Source organism: Aestuariimicrobium sp. p3-SID1156, from assembly GCF_025144225.1.
Taxonomy (GTDB): domain Bacteria; phylum Actinomycetota; class Actinomycetes; order Propionibacteriales; family Propionibacteriaceae; genus Aestuariimicrobium.
The window spans coordinates 388,846-400,753 of record NZ_JALXXB010000002.1; the positions used below are offsets into that span (position 1 = coordinate 388,846).

The window sequence follows — 11,908 nt, forward strand, 5'->3', positions numbered from 1 at the left end:
AAAAGAACACACGAAGGACCCCAGCACATGCCTCCCAAGAAGAAGGTAGCGGCGCTCGTCAAGGTTGCCTTGAACGCGGGTGCTGCAACCCCGGCACCGCCCGTCGGTACCGCCCTCGGCCCCCACGGCGTCAACATCATGGAGTTCTGCAAGGCGTACAACGCCCAGACGGAATCCCAGCGCGGCAACGTCGTTCCCGTCGAGATCACCATCTACGAGGACCGTACGTTCACGTTCGTCCTCAAGACCCCGCCGGCCGCGGAGCTGATCAAGAAGGCTGCCGGTCTGCAGAAGGGCTCTCCCGCCCCGCACAAGGACAAGGTCGGCAAGCTGACCAAGGACCAGGTGCGCGAGATCGCCCAGACCAAGATGCCAGACCTCAACGCCAACAACGTCGAGGCCGCCATGAAGGTCGTCGAGGGCACCGCCCGTTCCATGGGCGTCACCATCACCGACTGATCATCCCCCTCCCTGGCAGGGCAGCGCGCCCGTACCAGGAACTGGTCGGATGCCCTACGCAGGCATCCACGTGAAAGGAACCAGCATGAAGCGCAGCAAGGCTTACCGCGCCGCAGCGGAGAACATCGACGCGGCGCAGCTGTACACCCCGGAGCAGGCACTCGGCCTGGTCAAGGACGGCGCCACCCGCAAGTTCGATGAGACCGTCGACGTGGCCATCCGTCTGGGTGTCGACCCCCGCAAGGCGGACCAGATGGTGCGAGGCACCGTCAACCTTCCGCACGGCACCGGCAAGACGGCTCGGGTCCTCGTCTTCGCCACCGGTGACCGCGCGGAGGCCGCCAAGGCCGCCGGAGCCGACGAGGTCGGCGCCGACGAGCTGATCGAGAAGGTGGCTGGTGGCTACCTCGACTTCGATTCGGTCGTCGCCACCCCCGACATGATGGGCAAGGTCGGTCGTCTGGGCCGCGTGCTCGGCCCCCGCGGCCTGATGCCGAACCCCAAGACCGGCACCGTCACCATGGACGTCGCCAAGGCTGTCTCCGACATCAAGGGCGGAAAGATCGAGTTCCGCGTGGATCGCCACGCGAACCTCCACTTCCTGATCGGCAAGTCCTCATTCACTGCCCAGCAGCTGACCGAGAACTACTTCGCCACCCTGGACGAAGTGCTCCGTCTCAAGCCGTCGACCTCCAAGGGTCGCTACCTGAAGAAGATCACCTTCTCCTCGACGATGGGCCCCGCCGTCCACGTCGACCCGACCAAGCACAAGGCTGCCGCTGACGCCGCCGACGAGGCCTGATCGGTCCAGAAGATCTCCACGGAGCCCCGTGCTGCCACTGCGGCAGCACGGGGCTTCCTGCTTCCCTAGAGTGAAGACGTGACTGATCCAGAGGTGGGACGCGCGAGGCTGGTGGCCCAGGGGCTCGTCACCCGGCCGTGGGCCGGGCCGGCCGAGGCTGTGGGGGCCTCGATGGCCATGCAGGGCCAGGACCTGCCCGGCGCCATGGGGTCGGCCGCCCTGCGCACAGCCCGGGGCGGCATCGACGAGGTGATCGCCGCCATGGACGCCGGTGCGATCGTGCGGGGTTACCCCATGCGCGGCACCGTCTTCCTGATGGCGGCCGAGGACCTGCTGTGGACCAGCCAGCTGTGCAATGCCGGCGCCCTCCGCGCGGCCCGGAAGCGGCGGGCCAGCCTGGACCTGACCGACGCCATGGTGGAGAAGGCCCGCGAGATTGCCCTGGGCGTCCTGCCCGATCACGAGCGCGGGCTGCCGCGAGCCGAATTGTTCGCGTTGTGGGAACAGGCCGGCACCCCCACGACCTCGGGGCGCGGCTACCACGTGCTCGCCCACCTGGTGGGGGAGGGGGACCTTTGCTACGGCCCCTGGAACGGGACCGACCAGAACGTCGTCACCACCACCCAGTGGCTGCCCGCAGGAACATCACTGGAGGAGCGGTTCAACGGCGAACGCCTCCCGGCGGTCGCCGAGATGCTGGGGCGCTACCTCGCCAGCCACGGCCCGGCGACGCTGCGTGACTTTGCCTGGTGGACCAAGCTGCCGCTGAAGGAGATCCGCGCCGCCTGGGGCCAGGTCGGTGACCAGTTCGAGACCGGCACCTGGGGTGAGGAATCGCCGGACGCGCGCCACTGGCGTCCCGGGTTGACAGCGGAACTGGCCGACTGCGGCACAGAGGTCGACCGCCCGCTGCTGCTGCCCGGTTTCGACGAGTTCATCCTGGGCTATGTCGACCGCCTGTTCGCGATGACGCCGGAACAGCACGCGATCCTGGTGCCGGGCAACAATGGCGTCTTCGGACGCGCGGTGGTCAGCGGTGGCCAGGTCGTCGGCATCTGGAAACGTGAGGGCCGCGCGGGGAAGCGGTCCCTGTCGGTGAAGGGTTTCGCCGACCTGGGCGTCGAGCTCTCCGAGCTGCTGGAGGCCACCTTCGCCCGTTTCCCCTTCGCCGCGCCCTGAACTCACCTCAACACACAAACGCCCCGGGCGAACCGGGGCGCTTGTGCAGGGGAAGTGGTGCCAGCAGTGGCGGGCCTCAGGAGGCGGGGCGAACAGCCTTCATGTACGGCATGGTGTTCAGCGCGACCTTCTTGATCGGCTGGCCGGGGCGCGAGGCGTGGATGATGTAGCCGTTGCCCACGTAGATGCCGACGTGGCTGCCGGAGTAGTAGCCCACGATGTCGCCGGGGCGCAGGGTGGACTTCGAGACCGACGGCAGGCTGCTCAGCTGGGAGTTGCTGACGCGCGGGATGCTCACGCCAACGCTCTTCCAAGCCGCCTGGGTCAGGCCGGAGCAGTCATAGGACGACGGGCCGGTGGCGCCGTAGACGTAGGGCTTGCCCAGCTGGGCGTAGGCAAAGTTGACCACCCGGGCGCCGCGGGTGGTGCTGGTGCTGGAGGTGCTGACGCGGGGCGTCGTGGTGGCCACGGCCACCTTCTGGCCGGCGCCGACGCGCAGGGCGTAGAGGGTGGAGTAGTCCAGGACGCCGGTCTGGCGCAGCTTGCGGCTGGCCTGGTACTTGATGAGCTGGGCCTTGGTCTGGGAACCGAAGTAGCCGGTCGCCCCGCTGGAGGGGCCGAGGCGGACCTCGATGAGCGCCTTCTGGAGGTTGCGCACAGCGCTGTTGGTGGTGCCGTACTTGGCGGCGTAGTTGGTGCCCCGCGCGTAGTACATGGAGCAGTAGATGTTGGGGCCACCCGAGCAGTACTTGGCCTCGGAGGTGGTCATGGCGTTGGCCTGCGGAGCTGCAACCAGGCTGCTGGTGGCAGCAGTGGCGATGGCGGCGGCGGCCACGATGGCGTTGCGGATCTTGGACATTCTTCCCCTTGGTCGGGAGCCGCCCCACGGTGGGAACCGGCTGGTGTTCTTTCGGGTGCAGGTGTGTCTGTTTCCTGGCGTCGGGCTACACAGTAACCCCTGAAGTTTCTCAGGCAAAATTAACCTTGAAGTTCGTGGGACCACAGCCCGTCCCCGCGACCAGCGCAGACGTAGTGAACGTTGGGCGGGGGCGTCACCTGCGCGTCACCTTCAGCTGAACGCTTCTCAGCTTTCCGGGGCGCGGGGGGCTGTCGCATAAACTCGAGCGGTGACTCTTTCCGGGCTCGTTGACCTCCTCGCCACCGAACCGCAGCTGTCCGAGGCGCTGGGCCTCGCCCGAGGGGGCGCACCAGCCCTGGACCTCGCCACCCCGCCCAGCTCACGGGCGGCGATCGCCGCGACCCTGGCCCGCCACAGTGACCGGATGGTGCTGCTCGTGGCGTCGACCTTTCGGGAGGCAGAAGACCTGGCCTCAAGTCTCGAGTCATGGTTGAGCCCTGACGAGGTCTGCTATTACCCGGCCTGGGAAACGTTGCCCCACGAACGCCTCAGCCCGCGCTCCGACACGGTGGGCAGGCGGCTCGAAGTGTTGCGTCGCATCACGGGACGCGAACAGCTCCCGCCGCCGCGCGTCGTCGTCACTGCTGTCCGATCGCTGCTGCAGCCCCAGGCCAGGGGCTTGGCGGAGCTGATGCCAGTGGTCATCGAGAAGGGCGCCGAACTCGACCCCGGTGAACTCGCCCACCGACTGGTGGACGCCGCCTATACCCGCGTGGACCTGGTCGAGCGTCGCGGGGAGTTCGCCGTTCGCGGCGGTATCGTCGACCTGTTCGCGCCCACCGAGGAATTGCCGGTCCGCATCGACTTCTTCGGCGACGAGGTGGAAGAGATCCGCCACTTCAGCATCGCCGACCAGCGGTCAGCGCCGGACGCCCTGGACCGTGTGGTCGCCAGCCCGTGCCGCGAACTGCTGCTCAACGATGCGGTCCGGGACCGTGCCCGCGCGCTGATCCCCGAGCATCCTGAACTGGTGGACATGCTGGACCGCATCGCCGAGGGGCAGGCGGTCGAGGGCATGGAGGCGCTCACCCCGGTGCTGGCCGACGGTCTGGAGATGCTCGTCGACGTGCTGCCTGCCACTGCGATGGTGCTGCTCAGCGACCCGGAACTGGTGCGATCCCGCGCCCAGGACCTGGTCCGCACCAGTCATGAGTTCCTCGAGGCGAGTTGGTCGGGTGCAGCCGGCGGCGGCCGAGCACCGATCAACCTCGACGCCAGTGCCTACAAGGAACTCGGCGAGGTGCGCAGCCATGTCCTGTCCCGAGGTCAGTCCTGGTGGTCGCTCTCGTCGTTCACCCTGGCCGACACCGACTCCTCCAGCACCGAGGACAACCACGTCTCGACCGATGGCGTGGAATCCCTCGAGCTGCCAATCCGGCAGACCGAGCCCTGGCGTGGTGACGTCGACGGCGCCGTCGCCGACTTCGCTGAAGCCCTCTCCCACGGTGCGCGTGTCGTCCTCACCGTCGACGGGCCGGGCCTGGGCTCCCGTATGAAGGAGGTGCTGGGCGAGCACGACCTGCCGGCGCGGGTCGTCGACGAGGTCGCAGAGGCACCCGAGCAGCGTTCCATCACCATCGTCCCGGCCACCCAGCGCCACGGCTTCCGGGCCGACGGCCTCGGGCTGGTGGTCTTCACCACCGGTGACCTGTCCAGCCAGCAGGTCGCCGACAAGTCCGCGCGCAAGATGCCCTCGCGGCGCAAGAACCAGATCGAGCCGCTCGAGCTCAAGGCCGGGGACCCGGTCGTCCACGAGCACCACGGCGTCGGCCGCTATGTGGAGATGACCACCCGCACCGTCCAGGGCGCCACCCGCGAATACCTGGTCATCGAATATGCCCCCAGCAAGCGCGGACAGCCCGGCGACCGCCTCTTCGTCCCGATGGACTCCCTCGACCTGGTCACCCGCTACGTCGGCGGTGAAAACCCGGCCCTGGACCGCATGGGCGGGGCGGACTGGCGCCAACGCAAGTCCCGCGCCCGCAAGGCGGTCAAGGAGATCGCCGCCGAGTTGATCAAGCTCTACGCCGCCCGGCAGGCGTCCCGGGGGCATGCCTTCAGCAGCGACACCGTCTGGCAGCGCGAACTGGAGGACGCCTTCGCCTATGTGGAGACCCCTGACCAGCTCGCCACGCTGCAGGAGGTCAAAAAGGACATGGAGCAGGTGGTCCCGATGGACCGACTGGTCTGTGGAGACGTTGGTTACGGAAAGACCGAGATCGCGGTCCGCGCCGCGTTCAAGGCGGTGCAGGACGGCAAGCAGGTCGCCGTGCTGGTGCCGACCACGCTCCTGGCCCAGCAGCACTTCCAGACCTTCTCCGACCGCTATGCCGGGTTCCCCGTGCACGTCGCCGCCATGAGCCGTTTCCAGTCCGACAAGGAGATCGCCCAGGTCAAGGACGGACTGTCCTCCGGCAAGGTCGACGTGGTCGTGGGCACCCACCGCCTGTTCGGGTCCGATGTCGTCTTCAAGGACCTCGGTCTGGTCATCGTCGATGAGGAGCAGCGCTTCGGCGTGGAGCACAAGGAGGCGCTGAAGAAGCTTCGCCTCAACGTGGACGTGCTCTCCATGTCGGCGACCCCGATCCCCAGGACCCTGGAGATGGCGATCACCGGCATCCGCGAGATGTCGACCATCGCCACCCCGCCCGAGGAACGCCACCCGGTGCTCACCTTCGCCGGCCCCTATGACGAGGGCCAGGTGACGGCCGCGATACGGCGCGAGCTGGCCCGCGAGGGCCAGGTCTTCTTCGTGCACAACCGCGTCCAGTCGATCGAGAAGACTGCCAAGCGGATTCGCGAGCTGGTGCCAGAAGCCAGGGTGGTCACTGCCCACGGACAGATGGGGGAGGCCGCCCTGGAGCAGGTGATGGTCGACTTCTGGGAACGTCGCGCCGACGTGCTGGTGTCGACCACCATCGTCGAGGCGGGCATCGACATCTCCACCGCCAACACCTTGATCATCGACCGCGCCGACCGCATGGGCCTGTCCCAGCTGCACCAGATTCGTGGTCGAGTCGGACGCGGGCGCGAGCGGGGCTATGCCTACTTCCTCTACCCGCCGGACAAGCCGCTGACCGAGGCCGCCCACGACCGGCTGGCCACCATGGCCGCCCACACCGACCTGGGTGCCGGCATGGCGATCGCGATGAAGGACCTCGAGATCCGCGGTGCAGGCAACCTGCTCGGCGGGGAGCAGTCCGGTCACATCGCCGATGTCGGCTTCGACCTCTACATCCGACTCGTGGGCGAGGCCGTGGCCAACTTCCGCGGGGAGGACGTGGAGGAGGAGCCCGACATGCGCATCGAGCTCCCTGTCGACGCGCACCTGCCCACCGACTACGTCGAGTCCGAACGCCTGCGCCTGGAGATGTACAAGCGGCTGGCCGAGGTGCGTACCACCGAGGACATCGACGAGGTCGCCACTGAGCTGCGCGACCGTTATGGCGAGTTCGGTGCGCAGGTCCAGGCGTTGCTGGACGTGGCCGCCTTCCGCCTGCTCTGCCGGGAACGAGGCATCAGCGAGGTCACCACGATGGGCAACAACGTGCGGATCGCGCCGGCGTCCCTGCCCGAATCGCGGGAACTGCGCCTGAACCGCCTCTACCCGGGAAGCACGATCAAGAAGGCGCTGAACGTGGTGCTGGTGCCGCGTCCCCGGATCTCTGTTATCGAGGGACTGATCACCGACAACGAGCTCCTGGAGTGGCTGTGCACGCTGGTGCGTGACATCTTCCCGGTCACGGTGGCGCGGACGGTGGCGGAGGGCTCGGAGGAGGAGTGAGTGACGTGGCCCGCTAGGATCGCCCCGTACCCGCCTGCCCGCCAGTTGCCACTCTGTGAGGAGAGCCATGCTCCGCTCCACCCGCTCCCGTCTCGGTGCCCTCGTCGCCGCGTCCGTCGTCGCCTTGACCGGCTGCGCCCAGGGCAACCCGTCCTCGGCCTTCGAGCTGGGAGACCGCAGGGTCAGCATGGAGCAGCTGGATGACTACACCCAGGCCTGCAAGCCGCTGTTCAACGATGACTCCGCCGGCCTCACCGGCATCCGCAACCTGGTCGCCGGCAGCCTGATCAGCGAGGAGCTCCAGGCCCGGCACAACCTGAGCTTCTCCGACGAGCAGATCCGGGGGGCGCTGGCCCAGTTCAACCAGGAGGTCGGCCTCAGCGTCCCCGGCTGCGCGCCCCTGTTCACGAAGCTGGGCGGCCTGCACCTGACCATGGCCAAGCTGACCCCCGAGAAGGGCCTGGCCGAGATCGAGAAGATGGACTTCAAGGTCAACCCGCGTCTGGGCACTTGGGACAGCAAGCGCCTGGGCGTGGTGATGGGCGGCAGCGAACTCTCCGGCCTGGCCCCCATCACCCGCGATTCCGGTGACTGAGACCCAGCCGGCTGGGCGCGGCAGTGAGCTGCTGCGCCTGGCGGAGGTGATGCATCGGCTGCGCCGCGAATGCCCCTGGGATGCCGAGCAGACCCATCGCAGTCTGGTCACCTACCTGGTCGAGGAGACCGGTGAAGTGGTGGACGCCATCGAGACCGGTGATGACACCGACCTCCGCGAGGAGCTGGGTGACCTGCTGTTGCAGGTCTACTTCCACTCCGAGATCGCCAGCCAGGAGGGCCGTTTCACCCTCGACGACGTGGCGGCCGGCGTCGCCGACAAGCTCATCGTCCGCCATCCCTACGTCTTTGGTGATGGCGAGCTGCCTCAGGACCTGGAGGTCAGCTGGGAGGCCCGCAAGCGCGCCGAGAAGGGGCGCACCGGGGCGCTGGAGGGCATCCCGCAGTCACTCTCGGTCGTGGCCCGGGCGGCGAAGGTGGCCAGTCGCGCCCGCAAGCACCACGTGCCCATCGATCTGCCAGCTGAACCCATCACCGCCGAGGAGGCGGGGCGCGGAATCCTGGAGCTGGTGCTTCGGGCCCAGGCATCGGGCGTCGACCCCGACCAGGCTGCGCGCGATGCCCTGCGTGCGCTGGAGGCCGAGGTGCGTTCGGCCGACACTGGGGCGGGCGAGCGCTGAGCGTGTTCGCCCTTGGCGGATCTGGTCCAGCATGTGGCTCCGGGTTCGGTCAGGCATCAGTGGTGTGGCAGGGTCTGTGTCGTGAGCTCCATGCTGACCCAGCGCAGGCATATCGACCTGCAGCGCGCCAACAGCGCCCTGTGTCGCTGATCAGCCTGTGTCGCTGATCATTCTGTGTCGCTACTCGATTCCGATGGTGAGAAGCCAGTTCGGTATCGTCCCCGCCGGACCCGACGAGGCCGGCTGGCTCACCCCGCACGGACGCGAGGCCCTTTCCGGGGCGCCCGTCTTCCGTCGGCACACTCCCCAGGAACAGGACTAAGAAATGGCACTATCAGAACTCACCCGCGAAACCACCTCCTCCGGCGCCTTCGACCGTCAGACCAACTCCTTCTCCACGCCGTTCGGGGACGCCCCGGGCGAGCTGCCCGTCGAAGCCGGCCGCTACCGGCTGCTGGTGGCCAAGATCTGCCCCTGGGCCCACCGCCAGATCATCGTCCGTGAGCTGCTCGGTCTGCAGGACGCCATCAGTCTCGGCGTGGCCAAGTCGCTGCGGGATGATCGTGGTTGGCCCTTCGCGCTCGACGAGGGCGGCAAGGACCCGGTGCTGGGGTACGAGTACGTCACCGACGCCTACCTGGCTGCCGACCCCGGCTACGACAAGCGCGCCACCGTGCCCGCGCTGGTCGACGTCACCACCGGGCAGGTGGTCAACAACGACTACCACCGCATGACCAACCACCTCGAGGTCGCCTTCGCCCCCCTGCACGCCGCCGACGCCCCCGACCTCTACCCCCAGGAGCTACGCGAGGAGATCGACACCTTCAACGCCTGGCTCTTCGACCGGGTGAACAATGGCGTCTACAAGTGTGGTTTCGCTACCTCGCAGGCGGCTTATGAGGACGCCTACGACGCCCTGTTCGCCGCCCTGGACGAACTCGAAGAACGGCTTGCTGACCAGCGGTTCCTGTTCGGTGACCACATCACCGACGCCGACGTGCGGCTCTACGTCACCCTCGCCCGGTTCGACGCCGCCTACTACGGCCGGTTCAAGGCCAACCGTCAGCGATTGGTCGACTTCGAGCACCTCTGGGGATATGCCCGCGACCTGTTCGAGACGCCGGGGTTCGGTTCGACCACCGACTTCGACGCCATCAAGCTGGGTTACCACGCCTCGCTGGAGGGTCAGGGAGCCGTCGTCATCATTCCCAAGGGCCCCGACCTGAAGGGTTGGAAGTCCCCCCATGATCGCGCTCGGCTCAGCGGGACGCCGTCGGAGAAGTTCCGTCGAGCATGAGTCGTCCCGACGTCGTGGGGAGGCTGCCGCCGGGCTTGTGACGGGCGCCCCCACGACGGGCGGAGGCACCCGTTAGGCTGGCGGTGACAACACAGTCCAAGAAAGGTTGAACATGGCAACCATCGATTACATCGCCGCCCGCCAGATCCTTGACTCCCGTGGCAACCCGACCGTCGAGGTCGAGGTCGAGCTGGAGGACGGCGCGCAGGGCCGCGCCGCGGTGCCCTCGGGCGCGTCCACCGGCCAGTTCGAGGCTGTTGAGCTGCGCGACGGCGACAAGTCGCACTGGGGTGGCAAGGGTGTGACCAAGGCCGTCGAGAACGTCGAGGCCATCGCTGACGAGGTGCTGGGCGAGGACGCATCGGAGCAGCGCCTCATCGACCAGATCATGATCGAGCTGGACGGCTCGGACAACAAGGGCAAGCTGGGCGCCAACGCCATCCTGGGCGTCTCCATGGCCGTTGCCCACGCCGCCGCCGAGTCCGCCGGCCTGCCCCTCTACCGCTACATCGGTGGCCCGACCGCCAACATGCTGCCGGTTCCGATGATGAACATCCTCAACGGTGGCTCGCATGCCGACTCCAACGTTGACATCCAGGAGTTCATGATCGCCCCCATCGGTGCCGAGAGCTTCGCCGAGGCCGTCGAGATGGGTGCCACCGTCTACCACGCCCTCAAGAAGGTCCTCCACGACAAGGGACTGGCCACCGGCCTGGGTGACGAGGGCGGCTTCGCCCCCAACCTGGAGTCCAACCGCGCCGCCCTGGACCTGATCGTGGAGGCCATCAAGGCTGCCGGCTACGAGCCCGGCTCCCAGGTTGCCCTCGCCCTGGACGTTGCTGCCTCCGAGTTCCACAACGAGGACGGCACCTATGCCTTCGAGGGCGCCAACAAGTCGGCCGACGACATGATCGCCTACTACACCGAGCTGGTGGACAACTACCCGCTGGTCTCCATCGAGGACCCCCTGAACGAGGAGGACTGGGAGGGCTGGAAGAAGATGGCCGCCCAGCTCGGCGACCGCGTCCAGCTCGTGGGTGACGACCTGTTCGTGACCAACGTGACCCGCCTGCAGCGCGGCATCGACGAGAAGGCCGCCAATGCCCTGCTGGTCAAGGTGAACCAGATCGGTTCGCTCACCGAGACCATCGACGCTGTCAACCTGGCCCACCGCAACGGCTTCTCGACCATGATGTCGCACCGTTCGGGTGAGACCGAGGACACCACCATCGCCGACCTGGCTGTCGCCCTGAACTGCGGCCAGATCAAGTCCGGTGCCCCCGCTCGTACCGACCGTGTGGCCAAGTACAACCAGCTCCTGCGCATCGAGCAGGACCTGGACGAAGCCGCCCAGTACGCCGGCGCGTCGGCCTTCCCCCGTTTCAAGGCCTGAGCTGGGAAACCTGAGCGTTCCCGCTTCGATCGGCCCCGACCCCCACGCTGGGGGCGGGGCCGTTCCGCTTCCGTTCCCGGAGACCGCACTACACTGGCCGCGTGAGTCCCCAAGGCAGCAGTCGCAAGCCTGGCTCCGGAACCCGCTCCGGCGCCCGGCGCCCGGGCGACACCCCGCGTTCACGCGCAGGGTCGCGAGCTGCCGACCGTTCCCGCTCGCGATCGAGCGCCTCGAACACGAAGAAGCAGGCCGCCGAGCCCATGGCGTCCCAGCACCCGGCGACCAGGGAACGGACCGGGACAACCGGACGCAGCCGGCGCGGTGCCCACGCCGCGCCCCGCGCGCGCCGCAGTCTCGGCGTCACCTGGCGGGCGGTGGCGGTGCTGGCCGTGCTCTTCATCCTGCTGCTGAGCTACCTGAACAGCCTGCGCGTGTACTTCTCCCAACAACAGGAGATGGCCGAGACCCGCGCCCAGATCGAGTCGGAAAGGCGACAGATCCAGGAGCTCCAGGACGAGAAGACGCGCTGGGAGGACCCCAACTACGTCAAGGCGCAGGCGCGTAGCCGGCTCGGCTGGGTGGTCCCCGGCGAGGTCGGCTACAAGGTCATCGGCGCCGACGGCAAGCCACTGGGCGGGGGCGCCGAGCTGGACCCGGCAACCACCGACGAGAAGGGCAAGCATCCTGTGACCTGGTGGGAACGGCTGATCGGTTCCCTCAAGACCGCCGACAATCCGGTCCCCGCCGCCCCGACCGCCAGCCAGTCGCCCACAGCGCAGAAGACGGTCAGGTACGCCCCACCCTCCAAGACCACCCCGCAACCGACCTCCACCCGGTGAA

Annotated in this window: 12 protein-coding genes; 11 read left to right on the top strand and 1 reads right to left on the bottom strand. The window is 67.9% G+C overall.

Annotated elements, in window-relative coordinates:
- Window positions 1-27: 27 nt before the first annotated feature.
- The 3 genes from rplK to M3G03_RS04555 all read left to right on the top strand — a co-directional run bounded on the left by rplK (window position 28) and on the right by M3G03_RS04555 (window position 2,440).
- Window positions 28-459 (top strand): 50S ribosomal protein L11, encoded by a 432-nt coding sequence (gene rplK / locus M3G03_RS04545; RefSeq protein ID WP_259808427.1) that lies wholly within the window; start codon window positions 28-30, stop codon window positions 457-459.
- A gap of 85 nt (window positions 460-544) precedes the next feature.
- The gene (gene rplA, locus M3G03_RS04550) at window positions 545-1,261 is read left to right on the top strand and encodes a 50S ribosomal protein L1 (RefSeq protein WP_259808429.1); all 717 of its coding nucleotides are present in this window, start codon (window positions 545-547) and stop codon (window positions 1,259-1,261) included.
- A 78-nt stretch (window positions 1,262-1,339) separates the two neighbouring features.
- A complete protein-coding gene (locus M3G03_RS04555) occupies window positions 1,340-2,440 on the top strand; it encodes a winged helix DNA-binding domain-containing protein (RefSeq protein WP_259808431.1) in 1,101 nt (366 codons plus the stop codon).
- Window positions 2,441-2,516: 76 nt separating this feature from the next.
- Here the strand turns inward: M3G03_RS04555 and M3G03_RS04560 are convergent, their stop codons facing one another.
- Complete coding sequence (locus M3G03_RS04560; protein ID WP_259808433.1) at window positions 2,517-3,299, bottom strand: C40 family peptidase; 783 nt, start codon at window positions 3,297-3,299, stop codon at window positions 2,517-2,519.
- Window positions 3,300-3,567: 268 nt separating this feature from the next.
- Here M3G03_RS04560 and mfd point away from each other — a divergent pair, with 268 nt between their 5' ends.
- The 8 genes from mfd (at window position 3,568) to M3G03_RS04595 (ending at window position 11,907) form a co-directional block, all read left to right on the top strand.
- Complete coding sequence (gene mfd, locus M3G03_RS04565) at window positions 3,568-7,143, top strand: transcription-repair coupling factor (protein ID WP_259808435.1); 3,576 nt, start codon at window positions 3,568-3,570, stop codon at window positions 7,141-7,143.
- A gap of 67 nt (window positions 7,144-7,210) precedes the next feature.
- Complete coding sequence (locus tag M3G03_RS04570) at window positions 7,211-7,738, top strand: hypothetical protein (RefSeq protein ID WP_259808437.1); 528 nt, start codon at window positions 7,211-7,213, stop codon at window positions 7,736-7,738.
- Between the two features lie 49 nt (window positions 7,739-7,787).
- Window positions 7,788-8,378 carry a MazG family protein gene (locus M3G03_RS04575; protein ID WP_259808606.1) on the top strand — a complete coding sequence of 197 codons (591 nt, stop codon included), beginning with the start codon at window positions 7,788-7,790 and terminating at the stop codon, window positions 8,376-8,378.
- Between the two features lie 81 nt (window positions 8,379-8,459).
- Window positions 8,460-8,528 carry a putative leader peptide gene (locus M3G03_RS12905; protein ID WP_396121888.1) on the top strand — a complete coding sequence of 23 codons (69 nt, stop codon included), beginning with the start codon at window positions 8,460-8,462 and terminating at the stop codon, window positions 8,526-8,528.
- Between the two features lie 46 nt (window positions 8,529-8,574).
- Complete coding sequence (locus M3G03_RS04580) at window positions 8,575-8,700, top strand: hypothetical protein (RefSeq protein ID WP_259808439.1); 126 nt, start codon at window positions 8,575-8,577, stop codon at window positions 8,698-8,700.
- Between the two features lie 3 nt (window positions 8,701-8,703).
- Window positions 8,704-9,675, top strand: coding sequence for a glutathione S-transferase family protein (locus tag M3G03_RS04585; protein WP_259808441.1), 972 nt, complete (start codon window positions 8,704-8,706; stop codon window positions 9,673-9,675).
- A gap of 112 nt (window positions 9,676-9,787) precedes the next feature.
- The gene (gene eno, locus M3G03_RS04590) at window positions 9,788-11,068 is read left to right on the top strand and encodes a phosphopyruvate hydratase (protein WP_259808443.1); all 1,281 of its coding nucleotides are present in this window, start codon (window positions 9,788-9,790) and stop codon (window positions 11,066-11,068) included.
- 101 nt (window positions 11,069-11,169) lie between these two features.
- Window positions 11,170-11,907, top strand: coding sequence for a septum formation initiator family protein (locus M3G03_RS04595; RefSeq protein WP_259808445.1), 738 nt, complete (start codon window positions 11,170-11,172; stop codon window positions 11,905-11,907).
- Window position 11,908: the final 1 nt, after the last annotated feature.

What these genes read in the sequence shown, in the direction of transcription:
- rplA (WP_259808429.1), top strand. Translation starts at nt 545, where the DNA reads ATGAAGCGCAGCAAGGCTTACCGCGCCGCAGCGGAGAACATCGACGCG.
- eno (WP_259808443.1), top strand. Translation starts at nt 9,788, where the DNA reads ATGGCAACCATCGATTACATCGCCGCCCGCCAGATCCTTGACTCCCGT.
- M3G03_RS04585 (WP_259808441.1), top strand. Translation starts at nt 8,704, where the DNA reads ATGGCACTATCAGAACTCACCCGCGAAACCACCTCCTCCGGCGCCTTC.
- M3G03_RS04570 (WP_259808437.1), top strand. Translation starts at nt 7,211, where the DNA reads ATGCTCCGCTCCACCCGCTCCCGTCTCGGTGCCCTCGTCGCCGCGTCC.
- M3G03_RS04575 (WP_259808606.1), top strand. Translation starts at nt 7,788, where the DNA reads ATGCATCGGCTGCGCCGCGAATGCCCCTGGGATGCCGAGCAGACCCAT.
- M3G03_RS04560 (WP_259808433.1), bottom strand. Translation starts at nt 3,299, where the DNA reads ATGTCCAAGATCCGCAACGCCATCGTGGCCGCCGCCGCCATCGCCACT.
- rplK (WP_259808427.1), top strand. Translation starts at nt 28, where the DNA reads ATGCCTCCCAAGAAGAAGGTAGCGGCGCTCGTCAAGGTTGCCTTGAAC.